Below are 18,727 nucleotides of genomic sequence, written 5' to 3'. Positions count from 1 at the left end.
GAGACGCAGGGCCAGCCCATGCACACCATGACCGAAGGATACCGCAGCCTGAGCCTGATCGTCCGGCTCAACTCGGATCGTATGCTCTATGTGGCAACCATCCTGACCGCCCTCGGTGGCGGCGCCTGGATCGGATCGCTCTTCAACTGACGCAAGGCTGCAAAACGCAATGCAGAAAAGCGCCCCGGGGCGCTTTTGCGTGCTTTGACACCACCCCCAATACCGGCTAGTGAAGTTGGACAACAAAAGGCGGTAATACTGAGGGCTGTGGGCATGTTTCGAGCACGCGAGACCGTGAAGGGGCTAAACGTGGCCAAGGCGCTTGCGCTGCGTTTCACGTTCCTGATTTTCTCTGGATTTGCAGTGGCATACGCCGTGGCGCCAAGCCAGGCTGTGGCGCAAAGCTTTACCTTCAGCCGGGTCGAGGTGAACGGCAACCAACGGGTTGATGCGGCCACCATCGTCTCCTACGCCGGAATCGCTCGTGGCGCGACGGTGAGCGCGGGGCAGTTGAACGACGCTTATCAAAACATCCTTGCCTCCGGCCTCTTCCAGAGCGTCGAAGTGGTGCCGCGCGGCTCCACACTGGTGATCAACGTCCGCGAGCATCCGACGATCAACCGCATTGCCTTTGAAGGCAACAAGCGGGTGAAAGATGAGGCGATGGCCGGGGTGATCCGCAGCCAGTCGCGCCGGGTGTTCCAGCCCAGCCAGGTTGAATCTGATGCGGCGTCGATCGTGGAGCTCTACCGGGTGCAGGGCCGCGTGGCCGCGACCGTCACGCCAAAGGTCATCCGCCGCCAAGGCAACCGCGTTGACCTTGTCTTTGAGGTCACCGAGGGCCGGACGGTTGAAAATGAGCGCATCAGCTTTGTCGGCAACCGCCGCTTCTCCGACCGGCGCCTGCGCGGCGCGCTCGAAACCAAGCAGGCCGGCCTGTTCCGCCAGCTCATCCAGCGCGACACGCTGGTGGAAGAGCGCATCGACTTTGACAAGCAGGTGCTGCGCGACTTCTATCTGAGCCGTGGCTTCATCGACTTCCGCGTCCAGAGCGCCACCGCCGAGATCACCCGCAACCGTGATGCCTTCCTTGTGACCTTCAACGTGCAAGAGGGGCAGCAATTCCGCATTGGGCGGGTGACGGTAACGTCGAGCTTGCCCGAAGCCGATGCCAATGAGTTCCGCAAGGCCCTGCGCATCCGCAGCGGCAAGGTCTACAACCCGCAGATCGTGGAAACCAACATCAGCCGTATGGAGCGGCTGGCCGCGCAGAAGGGCATCAACTTTCTGCGGGTCGAGCCGCAGATCAGCCGCAACGAGCGTGATCTGACCCTCGACATCAACTTTGCCATCAGCAAGGGCCCGCGCATCTTTGTTGAGCGGATCGACATCGAGGGCAACGCCTCCACGCTCGACAGGGTGGTGCGCCGCCAGTTCAAGGTGGTGGAAGGCGACCCGTTCAACCCGCGCGAGGTGCGTGAGGCCGCAGAACGCATCCGGGCGCTTGGCTTCTTCGAAACCGCCGATGTGAACGCCCGCGAAGGCTCCGCGCCCGATCAGGTTGTGGTCGATGTCGACGTGGTGGAAGCGCCCACCGGTTCGCTCGGCTTCGGGGCCTCCTATGGCTCCGACGATGGCCTGGGCTTCAACGTCAGCTTCTCGGAGCGCAACTTTCTGGGCCGTGGCCAATCGCTCAACTTTGGCTTCGACACCACCAGCGCGGCCAACGGGCTGAACTTCTCCTTCCGCGAGCCTGCCTTCCTTGGCCGTGAGGTGACCTTCGGGCTCGATGCCTCCTACCGGGCGTCGGAATCTGAGAACACGCGTTACGACTCTGCTGTCGGCTCCTTCCGCCCGCTCTTTGCATTCCCGCTGGGTGATCGCAGCCGTCTGCAGGTGCGCACCACGCTGCTTTACAAGGAGCTTTCGGGGCTGGACCTCGGCGATCCCGAGGGCAACCCCGGCCCGGGCGGCGATACCGGCTCCTCCTTTATCCTGCGGCAGGAAGAGGGCGAGCGCTGGGATGTGAGCCTTGGCTACACCTACACCTACGACAGCCGGATCACCGGCCTAAACCCGAATGCGGCCATCCGCTTTACCTTCGGACAGGATTTTGGCGGGCTCGACGGTGAGAACCAGTATATCAAGACCATCGCCTCACTGACCGCGCAAACCAAGGTGTGGAACGAAGAGGTGACCCTGCGCGCCGAGCTTGAGGGCGGTGCGCTGCACTACTCCACCGGCGGCTCGACGGTGCTGGACCGCTTCACGCTCAACGGCAAGATCCGGGGCTTCGAGGCCAATGGCACCGGCCCGCGTGACCTGAACGTCACCAATGAAGACGCGCTTGGCGGCAACTTCTTCTTTGTGGCGCGTCTGGAGGCCGAGTTCCCGCTGGGTCTGCCGGAAGAATACGGCATCTCGGGCGGTGTGTTCTATGATATCGGCTCCGTCTGGGGGCTCGACAACACCGGCGGCGGCCCCACCGGCGCCGACCCGGTTGACGATGATCTGCACTGGCGCTCGGCGGTTGGTGTGTCGATCTTCTGGGATACGCCCATTGGTCCGCTGCGCTTCAACTTCTCTGAAGCGATCATGAAAGAGGACTACGACAAGGAGCGCAGCTTCGACATCTCGATCCGAACCGACTTCTGATGTTCGGGCCCGCACATAGGCGCGGGACGGTCGGGATGCGTGGTTTGGCCGCTGTTGTTGCGCTTTGCCTCGGGCTCGCGCCTGTTGCCAGCATCGGGCAGCAGGCCGGGGCCACGCCAAGCTCTGTGCTGACGATTGATCAGGAGCGGCTGTTTCAAACCACGCTGCTGGGCCAGCGTTTGCAGCGAGAGCTGAACGAGGCACGGTCTGATCTGATCGCAGAGAACGCCCGCATTCAGGAAGATCTGGAGGCCGAAGAGGCCAGCCTGACCGAGCAGCGCGCCGAAATGGACCCGGATGCTTTCCGCGAGTTGGCCGATGCCTTTGACGAGAAGGTCACCGCCATCCGCGCCGAGCAAGAGGGCAAGACCCGGCAGCTTCAGCGGCTGCAAGAGCGCAATCAACAGATTTTCAACGCGGCCATCGGCCCGGTCGTGAAAGAGGTGGTCGAAGAGCGCGGGGCCGCCGTGATCCTCGACTCCCGTGCTATCCTTCTGGCGATCTCCGACATAGACGTGACCGATCTGGTCCGCATGCGGGTGGATCGGCTGTTGGGGGACGGCGGCGAAATTGCGATTCCGCCCTTGCCGCCGGAAGACGACACCGAGCAAACATCAGAAGGCGACGGCAGCGAAGCGCCGACCGAAGAAGAAGGACAATAGCATGAGCGACGCCCCCGAAACCGTTGATCTGGAGATGATCCAGCGGATTATCCCGCACCGATACCCCTTCCTGCTGGTGGACAAGGTGCGCGACGTTAAGTTTTGCGAGAGCGCGGTTGGCATCAAGAATGTCACCTTCAACGAGCCGCATTTTCAGGGCCACTTCCCCGGTGCGCCGATCATGCCGGGTGTCACCATCATCGAGGCGCTGGCCCAGACGGCGGCGGTCATGGTGGGGGCCTCGCTTGGCCTGCAGGACAAGGGCATGCTGGTGTATTTCATGGGCATGGAAGGCGTGAAGTTTCGCCGCAAGGTGGTGCCGGGCGATGTGCTGGAACTGCATGTCACCGTCACCCGGGGCAAGCCCGGCGGCAAGGTGTGGAAGTTCCGCGGCGAAGCCAGCGTAGAGGGCGAGATGGCCGCGGAGGCTGAGTTTACCGCGATGATGGATATGCCTGCGGAGGGCAAATGACCGTCGCCTCCAGCGCCACCATTCACCCCACCGCCTGCGTTGATGAAGGCGCGGTGATCGGGGCCGGCGTCGATATTGGCCCCTTTGCCTATATCGGCCCCAAGGCCAAAATCGGCGATGGCTGCCAGATCAAGAGCCATGCGGTGATCACCGGCGATACCGAGGTTGGGCCGGAGTGCACGGTGTTTTCCTTCGCGGTCATTGGCGAGATCCCGCAGGATCTGAAGTTTTCTGGCGAAGAGACCCGGCTGGTGATTGGCGCGCGCAACCGGATCCGCGAGCATGTAACCATCAACTGCGGCACCGAGGGCGGTGGCGGCGTGACCCGTGTGGGCGACGATTGCCTGATCATGGCAGGTGCCCATGTGGCCCATGACGCGCAGGTTGGCAGCCGGGTTGTGATTGTCAATTCCGCCGCCGTGGCAGGCCATTGCGTGATTGAGGATGATGTCATCATCGGCGGGCTTTCGGGCATTCATCAATGGGTGCGGATCGGGCAGGGCGCAATCATCGGCGCGGTCACCATGGTGACGCGCGATGTGATCCCCTACGGGCTGGTCGAAGCCAGCCGGGGCAAGCTCGACGGGCTCAACCTTGTGGGCCTCAAGCGGGCAGGGGTGGCACGGGCCGACATCACCGCCTTGCGCGCCGCCTACCAGATGCTGGCACAAGGCGAGGGCGCGTTTCAGGATCGCGCCAAGCGGCTCGGCGAAGAGACCGAGAGCGATTACGTGCGCCGGATCGTCGATTTTGTCACCGGGGAGAGCGACCGCTCTTTCCTGACGCCGGAGTAGCCCCTTGCTGGCGCTGATCGCAGGGCAGGGCCAACTGCCCGCCCGGATTGCGCTTGCCGCAAAGGGGCCGGTGCGGATTTGCGCGCTCGAGGGCTTCACCCCCGCGCATTTGGAGGTGGATGAACGCTTTCGGCTGGAGCGGCTGGGCAGCTTCATCCATGGCCTCAAGCAGCGCGGCGTGAGCGAGGTTTGCATGGCAGGCGCCGTCCGGCGGCCCGCGTTGGACCCCCAGCAGATCGACGAGGCCACCCTGCCGCTGGTGCCCCGGATCAAGGGCGCGGTCTTGCAGGGCGACGATGCCGCGCTGCGCGAAATCATCGCCATCTTTGAAGAGGCCGGTCTGGTGGTGCGGGCCGCGCATGAAATTGCGCCAGCACTGCTGCCCGGCTCGGGCGTGCTCACCAAGGCGGGCCCGGGGGCACGCGATGTGTCGGACGCCGCCCGCGCCGAAGAGATCGTGGATGCGATGGGCGCGGCGGATGTGGGGCAGGCCTGCGTGGTTGGCTCCGGGCAGGCGCTGGCGGTCGAGGCGATTGGCGGCACCGACTGGATGTTGCGCTCGCTGCTGCGCACGCCGGAAGAGGCAAAGCGCCGCGAGGATGAGGTGCTGAAGGGCGCCTCGCTTATGGATCAGGCGATGGACTGGCTCGGCGACTTTGCCGACTTCTTCGCCCCCAAGGACGGCTCCCGCCTGCCAGAGCGCGATCCGGGCCTGCCGCCCGGCGGGCTGCTCTATAAAGCGCCCAAACCGGGGCAAGACCGCCGCGCCGACCTGCCGGTGATCGGCCCCGAAACGGTGATGCGGGCCGCCGAGGCCGGGCTGACCGGCATTGTGGTTGAGGCGGGCGGTGTCATGGTGATTGATGTCGACACCTGCATTGCCATGGCCGATGCGGTGGGCATGTTCATCTGGATCCGACCAAAGGCGCGGGCGTGAGGGTCTTCATCATAGCGGGCGAGCCCTCGGGCGACAGGCTGGGCGCGGCGCTGATGGGCGGGCTGAAGGCGTTGGCTCCGGGCGTGGAGTTTCGTGGTGTGGGCGGCAGCGGCATGGCGGGCGAAGGGCTGGAGAGCCTGTTTCCGATGGAGGAGCTCTCGGTGATGGGCATCGCCGAGGTGCTGCCCAAGTATCGCGCGCTGATGCGGCGGATAAAGCAATGCGCCGCCGAGGTGGTGGCGTGGAAGCCCGATGTGCTGATCACCATCGACAGCCCCGATTTTTGCCTGCGGGTGGCGCGGCGGGTGAAGGCCGAGGTGGATGTGAAAACCGTGCATTACGTGGCCCCCACCGTCTGGGCATGGCGTCCGCACCGGGCCGAGAAGATGGCGCAAGTGATCGACCACGTCCTCGCGCTCTTCCCCTTTGAGCCACCCTACATGGAGGCCGCCGGGATGAGCTGCGATTTCGTCGGCCATCCGGTGGTGTCTGAGCCGGTGGCCAATGCAGAGGATGGCGCGGCCTTCCGCGCGGAACATGGCATTGGGGATGCGCCGTTGGTCATGGCGCTGCCCGGTTCGCGGCGCGGTGAGGTAAACCGGCTGGCCCCGATCTTTGGCGAGGCGCTGCGCCCGCTGGTGGCAGAGCGGCCTGACACGCGGGTCGTGGTGCCCTGCGTCGCCTCCACGGCGGAGTTGGTGAAGGATCTCACCGCCCGCTGGCCCGGTGCGCCGGTTCTGCTCGATCCACGCGGGAAGGACGCCAAGGCGGCGCAGGCGGAGAAGCGTGCCGCTTTCGCGGCCGCCGATGTGGCGCTGGCGGCCTCTGGCACGGTGTCGCTGGAACTGGCGGCCAATGCGCTGCCGATGGTGATCGCCTATGATATGAGCTGGCTCAGCCGCCAGATCATCAGCCGGATGCTGAAGGTTGATACGGTCACGCTGGTGAACCTCGTGGCAGAAAGCCGCACCATCCCCGAGTTCATTGGGGCCGAATGCAAACCTGCCAAGATCGCCGAGGGCCTCAAGGCCGTGCTCGCCGCGCCGGGGGCGCAGCTTGAGGCGATGGCGCTCACCATGTCGCGGCTGGGGCGGGGCGAAGAGCCACCGGGGCTGCGGGCCGCGCGCTCGGTGCTGGAGCGCATTGGTTAGGCTGACTGCGGTCAGTTTCTCCCGCCAAGGCACCAAGCGCGGCCACGATTGAGCTTTGACGTAGCGTCAACGCGCCCTAGGCTTGCAGCCAGCATGACCCCTTGGGAGGCGCGCCTTGCACTGGTTTGCCAGCATCACACTTGCACTTTACAGCCTCACCGGCCCGATGGCGCTGGCGCAAGGCATCGAGGCGGAGGGCACGCTGGCGGTGCTGCTCGATTTGCCGGTGGGCGAGGCGGATGCGGTGCTGGGCGAGCTTGACGCGGCTTGGCGCGGCAGCCGGATCATCGGGCGCGGCCCCGGCCCGGTGACAGAGGGCGACCCGTGGTTTTGGAGTGCGGTGTTTCAGACCCCCGGCATGGAGGCCACGCCGCGCCACGGCCTCAGCCTCACCTGCAGCCGCCACGGGCATGAGAGCCATCGCGCGATGATCGCCGCCCGCGCGCCCGGCCTGCGCCCGTGGCCCGGCGGGGCAGTGGCGCGGCTGACATGTGAGGGGGCAGGGGTGTTTTGGGGGCGAAACCTCGGCCCGCTTATTCTGCGCGGGGCGCAGGACATGCTGGAAACATGGGCCGTGGATACTGAGCCGGGCCAGCCCGGGCACCGGAGCTATCGCGGTGGCGATACAGCGCCAAGGGGCGGGCGGATGGTGGGGCGTTTTCGGATCGATATGACCCGGGCAGGCGGGGCCTTGCCCGGGTCGGAGATCTGGTTGGAGGTAGAGATATACAGGTTCGGTTCGCAATAGAGGCCTTCTTGGAGGGCCGTCCGCCGGCTCCGGTCGAACCGGTAAAGTCCCGGAACGCGGCGGACGGGTGGGAGAGGACGGCGGGGGCCGCGCCTCTCCCTCACTGATGCTCAGGCAACCTGGGCGTGCGATGCATCAGCGACGAGCACAAGTTTGGGCATCCGGGCTGGTGCGGCCTTCTTGCAGGGCACGCTTGCCAGCTCGGGGCAGGCCCGACGCCTTGCACCGAAATCCAGCACCGGGAGCGAAACCTCGCGGCTATCATCGAGGGCCGGGCTGAGATTGGCGCACTTTCGCTGCTCCGCGAGGGCCTTCAGAGCGGCCTTGCGGTTTTGGCGGGCGCGGGTAGAGAAAAATTTCATCGTGGACTCTCCTGTATCGTATCGGGGGCGTGGAAAGATTGGGGGTGTTCTGGCCGGGGTCAGGCGGCCAGTGCAGAGAAATATGCGTTGGTCCGCACGGGAAGGAATTGCCGCATCCCGAGATCACCCGGAAACACCGGGCGCCGTGTGGGCACAGCGCGGCGGGAAAGACGAACCACGTTGTCATGCTTGAAGAGCTTGGCCGCGAGCAGAGCCGTTTTACGGTTTTCGCGGGCGAGGTTGGCGAGGGGGCTCGGTGTGGTCATCGTGCGTTCCTTTCTTTGCGCAGAGCGCGGTTTGGTCGGAGCGCCGGGGCAGTGGATCGGGGCCACGGCTGGTGATGACACAAGCTCGCCACGTCTTGGCACTGAGCGGAATTGCCCAATGGGAGGAAGAAGCCGCTTTCGACCCTAGGGCCTAAGAGAAAACTCAGGAAATAGAGGATTCACCGTTGCTTCCTACCGCCGTATCTCTGCCAAATTCGTTGATCGTACCTAGGGTGGAGACGCCGAAAATACTCCTTAAAGGCGATCTTTAATCACTCAAATACCGCATCTTTGCCGTATTTCGGGGACACCCTCGAATCATCAGGAGGGACTGCCATGACCACCAATGATCACAGCCGAGTTGCCATCCTGTGCACCGGCTTGGCGCTCGCGATAAGCCTAACTCCAAGTGGCCCCGCCTATGCGGCAGCAAGCGGCCTGCGCGGTGCCCCGACCGAACGTGTATATCTTGCGCGGCAGAACTACACCGATGTCATCGCGGTGCTGGAACGCAACGGATACCGCGTTGTCAGTATGTCGAGCACAATGCTCGGCCGCGTGAAGATCCTCGCCCAGAACAAAGTGCACCTGCGGGAAATCGTCGTCAGCCGTTCAACCGGCGAGATCAAGCATGATGTGATCCTGAAGGTGTTCAAGGCCCGCCGTGAAGACAAGAAGACCGGCAAGCGCATCCGCGGCGCAGTAAATGCACCCGCCACCGGCGGCGGCGGCAACACAGGAGGCTCCACCGGCGGCTCCACGGGCGGCGGTGTTTCGGTGGGTGTCGGCAATGAAAACGGCGGCGGCGTTTCCGTCGATGTAGACAGCGGCGGCATTTCAGTCGGTGTTGGCGGCGCAAGCGTCTCGGTAGGCGGCGGCGGCGTTGGTGTGAGCCTTGGCAACTGACTTTCCAGCAGATTTCGGGCGCCGTAGCGGCTTGCCCGAAACAGGCGTAACCCCGCGCCTTTCCCCCGGATTTGCCCGTATGGCGGGCCGTGGCAGCCTTTACATTGCGCTCGCCCTGCAGGCCCTGGGCGCGCTTTTTTTCGTAGGCGATCTTTGGAGCGAAATTCTTGGCCTGCGGACCGCACCGATCCCTTATGAATGGCAAGAGGTCATCCAGTTGCTCGCCTCGCTGGGGCTGGTCATCGGCCTCGTCGTGTCGGGCCTTTACCTGCGCCGCAGCCAGCGGCGGGTGGTGGAGTTGAATCGACAGGTCGATGTGGCCTCTGGCAACTTTTCACAACACTTGCAGGAGCTTTTTGCGCAGTGGGATCTGTCAGAGAGCGAGATGAGCGTTGCGGTCTATGCGATGAAGGGCTTCTCCAACGGCGAAATCGCCGCCTTGCGTGGCACCAGCGCCTCCACCGTGAAGAGCCAGATGAACGCGGTGTATCGCAAGTCGGGCTTCACCAGCCGGGGCCAGCTGATTTCCTGCCTTGTTGAGGAGCTGTTCGAGGGCGTGGCGCTGCCAGGTGAGACAGTAGAGCGCGCGCGGGTGCAGATGTCTCTCGCCGCGCGCTAGGCCCCGCGCCAGATCCAGCCGCCGCCGAGCACGCGTGTGCCCTCCGGCGCATAGAAGACGCAGGCCTGCCCGGGTGAAACCCCTTCTTCCGCCGCCAACAGCTCCACCTCCGCCGTGCCGTCCGCCAGCGGGCGCAGCAGGGCTTCTGCCGGGGGGCGGGTGGAGCGGATGCGGGTGCGGATCTCGATCTCCTGGCCGGGCTCCAGCGGGGTATCTCCCAGCCAGTTGATCTCTCGCACCGGCACCGTCCGTTTGGCCAGCGCCTCCTTGGGGCCGACAATCACCTGCCGCGTTTCCGGGTCCAGCTTCACGACATAGAGCGGCGTGGAGAGCCCGCCGATGCCAAGGCCCCGGCGCTGGCCGATGGTGTAGTGGATCACCCCGTTGTGCTGCGCCAGCACCCGGCCGTCCATGTCGACGATCTCGCCCGGCTCGCCCGCGCCGGGGCGCAGCTTTTCGATCACGCTGGCGTAGTTGCCGTTCGGCACAAAGCAGATGTCTTGGCTGTCGGGCTTGTCGGCCACTGCTAGCCCATGCTTTTGCGCCAGTTCGCGGGTTTCAGCCTTGCTGGTCAGGTGGCCCAGCGGAAACCGCAGAAAAGAAAGCTGCTCGGGCGTGGTGGAAAACAGAAAGTAGCTCTGATCCCGGTTCGGATCGCCCGCCATATGCAGCTCGGGGCCGGTCGCGCCCATCTTGCGCTGAATATAATGCCCGGTGGCCATACAGTCGGCGTCCAAGTCCTTCGCGGTTTCCAGCAGGTCTTTGAACTTCACCCGCTCGTTGCAGCGGATGCAGGGCACAGGAGTGGCCCCGGCAAGGTAGCTTTCGGCAAATTCCTCGATCACCGCGTCCTTGAAGATGTTCTCATAATCCAGCACGTAATGCGGAAAGCCCATCTCCTCGGCCACGCGGCGCGCATCGTGAATGTCGACGCCCGCGCAGCAGGCACCCTTCTTGGCCAGCGCAGCCCCGTGGTCATAAAGTTGGAGCGTGACCCCAACCACATCATAGCCCTGAGACGCCAGCTCGGCGGCGACAACAGAGCTGTCGACCCCGCCTGACATGGCAACGACCACCCGCGTTTCGGCGGGCGGTTTGGCAAATCCGAGGGAGTTGAGCGCATCAAGCGGCATGGGGTGGCCCTGAGTCGGAGGAAGAAGGAGGGAATATAGGAAAATCCTAAGCACTCTCAAGGGTGGGTTCACGACCCGTTAAGCCACGCGTGGGTAAGGTGCATCCGTTCAGGCGAATGACGAGACGGATATGTTCCTCAAACGCATAGATGGCCCCCGCGCGGTGACGCTGCCCGACGGCTCGGTGATGACCCGGGCCGACCTGCCGCCATCGGATACGCGCCGCTGGGTTGCCAGCCGCAAGGCGGCGGTGGTCCGTGCGGTGCAGAACGGGTTGATTTCCTTGGAAGACTGTATGGAAACCTACGGCATCTCCGAGGAAGAATATGGCAGCTGGTCCCACGCTGTCGAGCAACATGGCGAACAGGCCCTGAAGGCCACCAGCCTGCAAAAGTTCCGCTAAGCACCCGCGTGCAGCCATCTGGCCGCGCGCTGAACTTCTCCAATGCCTACTCCCCCAAAATAGCGAACTGGACAACGCAAGGTTGTAGCCGGACACTGTTTACCATTGGTAACCGGCAATTAACCATTGTGTTGCATGGTCATAGCTGAACAGCAGATGAACGGAGCATTCCGATGCGTATACTCTTGGTTGAAGACGATCCCACCACCTCCAAAAGCATTGAGATGATGCTGACCCACGCCAATCTGAACGTCTATTCGACGGATCTTGGCGAGGAGGGGATAGATCTTGCCAAGCTCTATGACTACGACCTGATCCTGCTCGATCTCAACCTGCCCGACATGACAGGCCATGAGGTGCTGCGCCAGCTGCGCCTTGCGCGGATCGACACGCCTATCCTGATCCTTTCGGGGGCCGATGACACCGAGAACAAGATCAAAGGCTTTGGCTTCGGCGCCGATGACTACCTGACCAAGCCGTTCCACCGAGAAGAGCTGGTGGCACGCATCCATGCGATCATCCGCCGCTCCAAGGGCCATGCGCAATCGGTCATCAAGACCGGCAAGATCGTCGTCAACCTCGATGCCAAGACGGTTGAGGTTGAAAACCGGCCTGTGCACCTGACGGGCAAGGAATATCAGATGCTGGAGCTTTTGAGCCTGCGCAAGGGCACAACGCTCACCAAGGAGATGTTCCTCAACCATCTCTACGGCGGCATGGATGAGCCCGAGCTGAAAATCATCGACGTATTCATCTGCAAGCTGCGCAAGAAGCTGGCCAGCGCCACCGGCGGTGACAACCACATCGAAACGGTCTGGGGCCGGGGCTACGTGCTGCGCGACCCGGAGCCGATGGAGGATGGCGGCGACAATCGGATTGCCGTGGGCGCCTGACCGGCCAGACAGAAACGCCCCGGGTGCCCTCGCAACCGGGTGACAGGATAACGACCCCCACTCACGTTCCCTCTCTGGACCTCCCCGGTGCTGCCTCCTATCAATCGAGGGCAGCCTTCGGGGAGGACAGGGATGTCTGAGACCACATCCACCACAACAAAAGACGTGAAATCGCTGAGCCCCGTCGAGGCGGAGGCCGAGCTTGCCCGGCTCGCAGAGCTTTTGAACAAGGCGAACGCCGCCTATCATCAGGCCGATGCGCCCGAGATGGACGATGCCGACTATGACGCGCTGAAACGGCGCAATGCGGCGATCGAGTCCGCCTTTCCCGACCTCAAGCGCAGCGATTCCCCCTCCGACCAAGTGGGCGCGGCCCCCTCCGAGACTTTCTCGAAGATCCGCCACGCGGTGCGCATGCTCTCGCTTGGCAATGCCTTTGACGCCGAGGACGTGGCCGAGTTTGACCGCTCGGTGCGCAGCTACCTCGGGCGCGAAGAGGGGCTGACCTATACCGCCGAGCCCAAGATTGACGGCCTGTCGCTTTCTCTGCGCTACGAGAACGGCAAACTGATCCAGGCCGCCACAAGGGGCGATGGCGAGACCGGCGAAAATGTCACCGCGAATGCCCGCACCATCGAGGACATACCGGAAAACCTGCAAGGCGCGCCGGAGGTGCTGGAGGTACGTGGCGAAGTCTATATGAGCCACGAGGATTTTGCCGCGCTGAACGAACGGCAGGAGGCCGCTGGCGCCAAGCGCTTCGCCAACCCGCGAAACGCCGCGGCGGGCTCGTTGCGGCAGCTGGATTCCGAGATCACCCGCGCCCGGCCCTTGCGTTTCTTCGCCTACGCGTGGGGCGAGCTCAGCGCTCCTCTGGCAGAAACGCAATATGAAGCCATCCAGCGGCTCGAAACCCTCGGGTTTTCCACCAACCCGCTCACCGCCCGCTGCGAGGGCACCGAGGCGCTGCTGGCCCATTACGCGCAAATCGAACAGAAGCGCGCGACCTTGGGCTATGACATCGACGGGGTTGTTTACAAGGTGAACGACCTTGCCCTGCAAGCCCGGCTCGGCTTCCGCTCTACCACGCCGCGATGGGCCATTGCCCACAAGTTCCCCGCCGAGCTGGCCTGGACCCGGCTCGAGAAGATCGAAATTCAGGTGGGCCGCACCGGCGCCCTCAGCCCGGTTGCGCGGCTGACCCCGGTGACGGTGGGCGGCGTGGTCGTCAGCAATGCGACGCTGCATAACGAAGATTACATCGCCGGGCGCGACGCCAAGGGCGGCCGCATTCGCGAGGGCAAAGACATCCGCGAGGGCGATTGGGTGCAGGTCTATCGCGCGGGTGACGTGATCCCGAAGATCGCGGATGTGGACCTGTCAAAGCGCCCCGAAGAGGCAACGCCCTACAGCTTCCCGACAACCTGCCCCGAATGCGGCTCCCCGGCGATCCGCGAAGAGGGCGATGCGGTGCGCCGCTGCACCGGCGGGCTGATCTGCCCGGCGCAGGCGGTGGAAAAGCTCAAGCACTTCGTCTCCCGCGCCGCCTTCGATATCGAGGGGCTTGGGGCCAAACAGGTTGAGGCCTTCTATGGTGACGACCAACTGCCGGTGAAGGAGCCTGCCGATATCTTCACCCTCCGGCAACGTGACGCCGAGGCCTTCACCAAGCTCGCCAACCGGGATGGCTGGGGAGAGACGAGCGCAAAGAACCTCTTTGAAGCCATTGATGAAAAGAGAGAAATCGCGCTGTCGCGGCTGATCTTCGGGCTTGGCATCCGCCATGTGGGCGAGGTGGCCGCACAGGATCTGGCACGCCACTACAGCAGTTGGGAGGCGATGGCCCAGGCGCTCGATGTGGCGCGCCCCGCCGCGCTGGCCCATCGCAAGGCCGATGAGGCGGCAGAGGCCGAACGCGCCGCCGCCGCCGAAGAGGGACGCCGTGCAAAGCTGGCCGAGGCGCGGGCCGCCGTGGCGGGTGACGTGCCGCAAGAGGCCGCCGAGGCCTGGGCCGACCTGATCGGCACCGATGGCATCGGCCCCACGCTGGCGCTTTCGCTCTCCGACGCCTTCGCCAACCCCGACGAGCGCGCCGCGATGGACAGGCTCCTGCCGCAGCTCACCCCGCTGCCTCCCGAGGCACGCGCCACCGGCAGCCCCGTGGCGGGCAAGACGGTGGTGTTTACCGGAACGCTCGAAAAGATGACTCGCGCCGAGGCCAAGGCGCGCGCCGAGGCGTTGGGGGCCAAGGTTTCGGGCAGCGTCAGCGCCAAGACCGACCTGTTGGTGGCGGGGCCGGGCGCGGGGAGCAAGGCGAAGAAGGCCGCAGACCTCGGCGTTGAAACCATCGACGAAGACGGCTGGCTTTCTCTTATAGGCGACGCATGAGCACCCGTCCGGCGCGCCTCTTCCCGCTCTTTGCCGGGGTCGATACGCTGCCGGGCATTGGCGCCAAAACCGCCACCGCGCTGGAGGGCATGGGCATCACCCGCCCGCGCGACTTGCTCTTTACCCTGCCGCATGGCCTGATCGACCGTCGCCGGCGCACCACCGTTCAAGTGGTGCCGCCCGGCACTGTGGTGACGGTGGAGGTCACCGTGGGGCGCCATCGCGGCTCTTCCCGGCCCGGCGGGCCGTATCGGGTGGAGGTGGAAGATGCCGAAACCACCATCACGCTGGTGTTCTTCCGGGGCGGCAGCAAGTGGATCGAAAAGCAGCTGCCCACCGGCCAGCGCCGGGTGATCTCGGGCAAGCTGGAGCATTTTGACGGGATGGCGCAGATGGTGCATCCCGATCATATTCTGCGCATCGAAGAGGCGGGCGAGATCCCCGAGCATGAGCCGGTTTATCCGCTCACTGCCGGGGTGACGCAGCGGGTGATGGGCAAGGCTGCCGAGGCAGCGCTGGAGCGCGCACCAGAGCTGGATGAATGGATCGACGCCGAACTTCTCAAGCGCGAGGGCTGGCCTGCGTGGCGTGACGCGATGGAGGCGGCGCATCTGCCCAAGACCGCCGCCGATGTATCCGATACCGCGCCCGCCCATCGCCGCCTCGCCTATGACGAGCTCTTTGCCCATCAGCTCACCCTCGCGCTGGCCCGCTCCACCAGCCGCGCTAAGCCCGGGATTGCCACCAAGGGCACCGGCACCTTGCAGGACAAGGTGTTGAACGCCCTGCCGTACACGCCAACCGGCGCCCAGCTCAGGGCGGTGTCGGAGATTGCCGGTGACATGGCCAGTGACCGGCGGATGAACCGGCTGTTGCAGGGCGATGTTGGCGCGGGCAAGACGCTGGTTGCTCTGATGGCGCTGCTGATCGCTGTCGAGGCGGGCGGGCAGGGGGTGATGATGGCGCCCACCGAAATTCTGGCCCGTCAGCACCTTGCCTCGCTCACCCCTCTGGCCGAAGCCGCAGGCCTGCGGGTGGAGCTTTTGACCGGGCGCGACAAGGGCCCGGAGCGCGAGGCCAAGCTGGCGGCACTGGCCGATGGCTCGGCGCAGATCGTGGTGGGCACCCATGCGCTGTTTCAGGATGCGGTGCGCTTTGACGATCTGCGGCTGACGGTGATTGACGAGCAGCATCGCTTTGGCGTGAACGAGCGCGCCCGGCTGGGGGCCAAGGGCGCGGCGGTGGATGTGCTGGTGATGTCGGCCACCCCGATCCCGCGCTCTCTCTCGCTGACGCAATATGGCGATATGGAAATTTCGGTGCTCGATGAAAAGCCGCCGGGGCGGACGCCGGTGGTGACCGCGATGGTCAGCGCCGAGCGGCTGGGCAGCGTGGTGGAGCGGTTGCGCAGCGCGGTGGCCGAGGGGCGGCAGTGCTACTGGGTGTGCCCGCTTGTGGGCGAGAGCGAGGTGAGCGAGGCCACGGCCGCCGAAGAACGCTTCAAGCAACTACGCGCCACGCTGGGCGAGGGCGTGGTGGGGCTTGTGCACGGGCAGATGCCCCCCGCCGAGAAAGATGCGGCGATGGCTCGCTTCCTGTCTGGTGAAACCGGGGTGCTGGTTGCGACCACGGTGATCGAGGTGGGGGTGGACGTGCCCAATGCCTCGATCATGGTGATCGAGCAGGCCGAGCGCTTCGGCCTTGCGCAACTCCACCAACTGCGTGGTCGCGTCGGGCGAGGCGCGGCGGAGAGCACTTGCATCCTGCTTTATACAGCACCGTTAGGAGAGACCTCGCGCAAGCGGCTGACCACGCTGCGCGAAACCGAGGATGGCTTTCGCATTGCCGAGGTGGACCTTGAAATGCGCGGCGCGGGTGATGTTCTGGGCACCGCACAATCCGGGCTGCCCCGGTTTCGCATCGCCGATATGGAGCGGATGGTGGGCCTTGCGCAGGTGGCGCAGAGCGATGCGCGCGCATTGCTGGAAGCCGATCCGGAGCTTTCGGGCACACGCGGCACGGCCGCCAGAATGCTGCTTTGGCTGACCGAACAAGACAGGGCGATCCGGCTGCTTTCGGTCGGTTGATTTGTTCTCTTTTTGCAAAAGGTTAACGCCGGAATGGCGCTTTGTTCACGAATGTTCTCAAAAAGTTCTGGACAGGTTGGCCTGCATATGAGAACAAAGGTGCAACGAAACGCCTGAAGGATCACCGACCATGATCGCCAAGTTCTCCTCCCGCATCACGCCTCTCGCGCAAGACGCTATCGGCGCCGTTGCCCTGATCGTCATGCTGGTTGGGGGGCTGCATCTGCCGTCGCTGCTTTAGAGTTTCTCTGCGGGGTGGCATCTGCCTCTTGTCACCCGGCTTGCCTGCGGTCCAGAGACCGGGCGCGTTGCATCCACCTGTCCCCAACTTAGGGATGCACGCGCTCACTTGCCTGTCCCGAGCGCCACTCCACGGGCTTCCCCGCCCGGCGTCCGGTCTCTGCATCCGTCCTAACCTTCCGCCGCCGCCTGAAAGGGCGCGCGGCGGTTTTTTTTGTGGAAGGTCGAGTGCGGGCGAACAGTCCGGCCCAGCACGGGCCAGTAACGCGTTCACCAGCGGCGCTGCGCCAGCCGCACCCCGGTGCGCCCGAGCAGGGCGGCCAGGGCACGGCTGGCTAAGGATCAGTCATCAACCGCAGGCACGGCCTTGAGGTAGGCCGCAATCGCCGCACGGTCTTCATCCGTCAGCTTCGCGGTGCTTTCCACCACAACGGCCATCTCGCCCCCTGCGGTGTCAAACTCGGGCGTAAAGCCGGATTTCAGATATTCGGCAATATCGCTTTCTGACCAGTCCAGCCCACCCGGGGTGATGTTGGGGATGCGCCCTTTGCCGTCTGGCGAGGCTGCGCCGCCCAGCCACTCTCCCGTCCATCCGCCAAGCACGTTGCGCGGGGTGTGGCACTCGCCGCAATGGGCCAGAGCCTCAACCAGATAGCGCCCGCGCTGCTGTTGCTCGGTCAGATCGCCCTCAACCTGCCAGCCCTCGCGCATGAAGAGCAGCTTCCAGCCCCCCAGCGAACGCCGGATGTTGAACGGAAAGCCAACCTCATGGGGCTGGCTTGGCGTGGTGTCGGGCGGCAGGGTCTGAATATAGGCGTGAATATCGGCCACGTCCTGCAGCGCCATGCCATCGTAGGAGTTGTAGGGAAAGGCGGGGTAAAGGTGCTGGCCCTCGGCATTCACCCCCTTCACCATCGCGCGGGCAAGGTCATGCAGACTCCAGCCGCCAATGCCCTCGTCACTGGGCGAGATGTTGGGCGCAAGGAAGGTGCCGAAGGGGGAGGGAAACTTCTGCCCGCCCGCCAGCACCAGCCGCGCCTCATCCTCCGCGCCCGGTGCGGCGTGGCAATTGGCGCAGCCCGCCGCCCAAAACAGGCCCTCGCCGCGTGCCGGATCGCCTTCCAGCCCGGCGAGATCCTCCTTGGGCACATCGCCCGGAATGGTCACAACCCAGAAAACGGCGGCGCCCACGAGCGCCACCGCGATGATCCAGCGAAACAGCGGATGCATTTATTCTTCCGGCGCGCGGTAGACCTTGTGGCAGCCGCCGCAGGCCCCACCCAGATCGCCCATCGAAGCCTGCACGGCCTGCAAGCCTTCACCGGTCGCCGCCTGAGCGCTTTCGATAGCGGCGATCAGCGTCGCACCCTTTTCCTGAAAATCTGCGTAGTTGTCCCAGATCTCAGGCTTGGCGCGGCTGCCGTCGACCGACATGCTGTCAGAGCCTTCGCTCCACATGTCATCGGCAAGCGCCTTTACGGAGGCTTCATGCAAAGCGGTGGCGGCGGCGCTGGCTGCGGCTGAGTCAAAATCAATCTCGCCCTTGGCCATTTTGCCGAGAGTGCCGAGGTTCTTGCCCATCTCTTTCATCAGGGCTTCGCGGGCTTCTTGCTGCTCCATCGCATGGCTGGCGGCAAAAGCGCTGCCTGCCGCGAGGGTCGCGGCAAGAACGAAGCTGATGCGCTTAGCTGTGGTCTTCATGAATTCCTCCAACTGTTGATCGACGTGGCTCGAGGCTACACCAGCACCCGTACCTGCTCTTTCTGTCATTTCCGCAGCCGAATGGTGCGGTTCTGCACAGCTTGGCCTCCACCCACGCACGGCGGCAAGCGGTTTCCGCTTCGGCAGGCGGTGGCTCGCTTAGATGTTATCTGCATGACATGACAGTGACTTTCACTTTCTTCAGCAGGGCAGGCTGCTACACTCGGGCTGAAATTTTAGCCGCTATTACGAAAGCTCTGCTTTGCACCGTCCGTTCACCATCGCCCGACCCAACACCATGGCCAAGGCC

The 18,727-nt window shown here is 64.4% G+C and carries 19 protein-coding genes; 14 read left to right on the top strand and 5 right to left on the bottom strand.

Annotated features, from left to right (window positions below):
* The first annotated feature begins 27 nt into the window (after positions 1-27).
* The 8 genes from ACXAG6_RS13645 to ACXAG6_RS13610 all read left to right on the top strand — a co-directional run bounded on the left by ACXAG6_RS13645 (position 28) and on the right by ACXAG6_RS13610 (position 7,419).
* A complete protein-coding gene (locus ACXAG6_RS13645) occupies positions 28-150 on the top strand; it encodes a hypothetical protein (RefSeq protein ID WP_256377581.1) in 123 nt (40 codons plus the stop codon).
* 123 nt (positions 151-273) lie between these two features.
* Positions 274-2,655 carry an outer membrane protein assembly factor BamA gene (bamA, locus tag ACXAG6_RS13640; RefSeq protein WP_475338258.1) on the top strand — a complete coding sequence of 794 codons (2,382 nt, stop codon included), beginning with the start codon at positions 274-276 and terminating at the stop codon, positions 2,653-2,655.
* Positions 2,656-2,690: 35 nt separating this feature from the next.
* Positions 2,691-3,317 (top strand): OmpH/Skp family outer membrane protein, encoded by a 627-nt coding sequence (locus tag ACXAG6_RS13635; RefSeq protein WP_475338256.1) that lies wholly within the window; start codon positions 2,691-2,693, stop codon positions 3,315-3,317.
* Between the two features lies 1 nt (position 3,318).
* Complete coding sequence (gene fabZ, locus ACXAG6_RS13630; protein WP_140014173.1) at positions 3,319-3,789, top strand: 3-hydroxyacyl-ACP dehydratase FabZ; 471 nt, start codon at positions 3,319-3,321, stop codon at positions 3,787-3,789.
* On the top strand, positions 3,786-4,583 hold the full coding sequence (gene lpxA, locus ACXAG6_RS13625) for an acyl-ACP--UDP-N-acetylglucosamine O-acyltransferase (RefSeq protein ID WP_475338254.1): 798 nt from the start codon (positions 3,786-3,788) through the stop codon (positions 4,581-4,583). Before fabZ ends, lpxA begins: the two co-directional genes overlap by 4 nt.
* A 4-nt stretch (positions 4,584-4,587) precedes the next feature.
* On the top strand, positions 4,588-5,520 hold the full coding sequence (locus ACXAG6_RS13620) for an LpxI family protein (RefSeq protein WP_475338253.1): 933 nt from the start codon (positions 4,588-4,590) through the stop codon (positions 5,518-5,520).
* Complete coding sequence (gene lpxB / locus ACXAG6_RS13615; protein WP_475338252.1) at positions 5,517-6,671, top strand: lipid-A-disaccharide synthase; 1,155 nt, start codon at positions 5,517-5,519, stop codon at positions 6,669-6,671. Before ACXAG6_RS13620 ends, lpxB begins: the two co-directional genes overlap by 4 nt.
* A 115-nt stretch (positions 6,672-6,786) precedes the next feature.
* Positions 6,787-7,419 carry a hypothetical protein gene (locus ACXAG6_RS13610; protein ID WP_475338250.1) on the top strand — a complete coding sequence of 211 codons (633 nt, stop codon included), beginning with the start codon at positions 6,787-6,789 and terminating at the stop codon, positions 7,417-7,419.
* A gap of 110 nt (positions 7,420-7,529) precedes the next feature.
* On the opposite strand, the gene ACXAG6_RS13605 is transcribed toward ACXAG6_RS13610, so the two are convergent.
* Together ACXAG6_RS13605 and ACXAG6_RS13600 are read right to left on the bottom strand one after the other, a co-directional pair.
* Entirely contained in the window at positions 7,530-7,781 is a 252-nt protein-coding gene (locus ACXAG6_RS13605; RefSeq protein WP_475338249.1) for a hypothetical protein, read from the bottom strand.
* Positions 7,782-7,840: 59 nt separating this feature from the next.
* Entirely contained in the window at positions 7,841-8,047 is a 207-nt protein-coding gene (locus tag ACXAG6_RS13600; RefSeq protein WP_475338248.1) for a hypothetical protein, read from the bottom strand.
* A 336-nt stretch (positions 8,048-8,383) separates the two neighbouring features.
* Between ACXAG6_RS13600 and ACXAG6_RS13595 the strand changes: the two genes are divergently transcribed.
* On the top strand, positions 8,384-8,953 hold the full coding sequence (locus tag ACXAG6_RS13595; protein WP_475338246.1) for a hypothetical protein: 570 nt from the start codon (positions 8,384-8,386) through the stop codon (positions 8,951-8,953).
* Between the two features lie 31 nt (positions 8,954-8,984).
* Positions 8,985-9,572 (top strand): helix-turn-helix transcriptional regulator, encoded by a 588-nt coding sequence (locus tag ACXAG6_RS13590; RefSeq protein ID WP_475338245.1) that lies wholly within the window; start codon positions 8,985-8,987, stop codon positions 9,570-9,572.
* Here ACXAG6_RS13590 and mnmA read toward each other — a convergent pair.
* A complete protein-coding gene (gene mnmA / locus ACXAG6_RS13585; protein ID WP_475338244.1) occupies positions 9,569-10,705 on the bottom strand; it encodes a tRNA 2-thiouridine(34) synthase MnmA in 1,137 nt (378 codons plus the stop codon). The two genes, ACXAG6_RS13590 and mnmA, sit on opposite strands and share 4 nt — an antisense overlap.
* A 130-nt stretch (positions 10,706-10,835) precedes the next feature.
* Here mnmA and sciP point away from each other — a divergent pair, with 130 nt between their 5' ends.
* From sciP to recG, 4 genes are all read left to right on the top strand, one after another.
* On the top strand, positions 10,836-11,108 hold the full coding sequence (gene sciP, locus ACXAG6_RS13580) for a CtrA inhibitor SciP (protein WP_140014183.1): 273 nt from the start codon (positions 10,836-10,838) through the stop codon (positions 11,106-11,108).
* A gap of 173 nt (positions 11,109-11,281) precedes the next feature.
* Complete coding sequence (gene ctrA, locus ACXAG6_RS13575; protein ID WP_140014184.1) at positions 11,282-12,001, top strand: response regulator transcription factor CtrA; 720 nt, start codon at positions 11,282-11,284, stop codon at positions 11,999-12,001.
* A gap of 132 nt (positions 12,002-12,133) precedes the next feature.
* Positions 12,134-14,389 (top strand): NAD-dependent DNA ligase LigA, encoded by a 2,256-nt coding sequence (gene ligA / locus ACXAG6_RS13570; protein ID WP_475338242.1) that lies wholly within the window; start codon positions 12,134-12,136, stop codon positions 14,387-14,389.
* Positions 14,386-16,476, top strand: a complete 2,091-nt coding sequence (recG, locus tag ACXAG6_RS13565; protein WP_475338241.1) for an ATP-dependent DNA helicase RecG — start codon at positions 14,386-14,388, stop codon at positions 16,474-16,476. The genes ligA and recG overlap by 4 nt, the downstream gene beginning before the upstream one ends.
* Before the next feature lie 582 nt (positions 16,477-17,058).
* Here the strand turns inward: recG and ACXAG6_RS13560 are convergent.
* Both ACXAG6_RS13560 and ACXAG6_RS13555 read right to left on the bottom strand, forming a co-directional pair.
* Positions 17,059-17,946 (bottom strand): c-type cytochrome, encoded by an 888-nt coding sequence (locus ACXAG6_RS13560; RefSeq protein ID WP_475338240.1) that lies wholly within the window; start codon positions 17,944-17,946, stop codon positions 17,059-17,061.
* The gene (locus ACXAG6_RS13555) at positions 17,947-18,417 is read right to left on the bottom strand and encodes a c-type cytochrome (RefSeq protein ID WP_475338238.1); all 471 of its coding nucleotides are present in this window, start codon (positions 18,415-18,417) and stop codon (positions 17,947-17,949) included. It lies immediately after the preceding gene.
* Between the last annotated feature and the right edge of the window lie 310 nt (positions 18,418-18,727).

This window comes from Vannielia sp. ABF1_015, from assembly GCF_056160745.1.
This window is presented reverse-complemented; position numbering and strand designations above follow the sequence as displayed.

Bases quoted from the DNA above. Each gene is read 5' to 3' on its own strand.
- ACXAG6_RS13560 (WP_475338240.1), bottom strand. From the start codon at position 17,946: ATGCATCCGCTGTTTCGCTGGATCATCGCGGTGGCGCTCGTGGGCGCC.
- ACXAG6_RS13595 (WP_475338246.1), top strand. From the start codon at position 8,384: ATGACCACCAATGATCACAGCCGAGTTGCCATCCTGTGCACCGGCTTG.
- sciP (WP_140014183.1), top strand. From the start codon at position 10,836: ATGTTCCTCAAACGCATAGATGGCCCCCGCGCGGTGACGCTGCCCGAC.
- mnmA (WP_475338244.1), bottom strand. From the start codon at position 10,705: ATGCCGCTTGATGCGCTCAACTCCCTCGGATTTGCCAAACCGCCCGCC.
- fabZ (WP_140014173.1), top strand. From the start codon at position 3,319: ATGAGCGACGCCCCCGAAACCGTTGATCTGGAGATGATCCAGCGGATT.
- lpxA (WP_475338254.1), top strand. From the start codon at position 3,786: ATGACCGTCGCCTCCAGCGCCACCATTCACCCCACCGCCTGCGTTGAT.
- ACXAG6_RS13600 (WP_475338248.1), bottom strand. From the start codon at position 8,047: ATGACCACACCGAGCCCCCTCGCCAACCTCGCCCGCGAAAACCGTAAA.
- ACXAG6_RS13645 (WP_256377581.1), top strand. From the start codon at position 28: ATGACCGAAGGATACCGCAGCCTGAGCCTGATCGTCCGGCTCAACTCG.
- ACXAG6_RS13605 (WP_475338249.1), bottom strand. From the start codon at position 7,781: ATGAAATTTTTCTCTACCCGCGCCCGCCAAAACCGCAAGGCCGCTCTG.
- bamA (WP_475338258.1), top strand. From the start codon at position 274: ATGTTTCGAGCACGCGAGACCGTGAAGGGGCTAAACGTGGCCAAGGCG.
- ACXAG6_RS13555 (WP_475338238.1), bottom strand. From the start codon at position 18,417: ATGAAGACCACAGCTAAGCGCATCAGCTTCGTTCTTGCCGCGACCCTC.
- ligA (WP_475338242.1), top strand. From the start codon at position 12,134: ATGTCTGAGACCACATCCACCACAACAAAAGACGTGAAATCGCTGAGC.
- recG (WP_475338241.1), top strand. From the start codon at position 14,386: ATGAGCACCCGTCCGGCGCGCCTCTTCCCGCTCTTTGCCGGGGTCGAT.
- ctrA (WP_140014184.1), top strand. From the start codon at position 11,282: ATGCGTATACTCTTGGTTGAAGACGATCCCACCACCTCCAAAAGCATT.
- ACXAG6_RS13635 (WP_475338256.1), top strand. From the start codon at position 2,691: ATGCGTGGTTTGGCCGCTGTTGTTGCGCTTTGCCTCGGGCTCGCGCCT.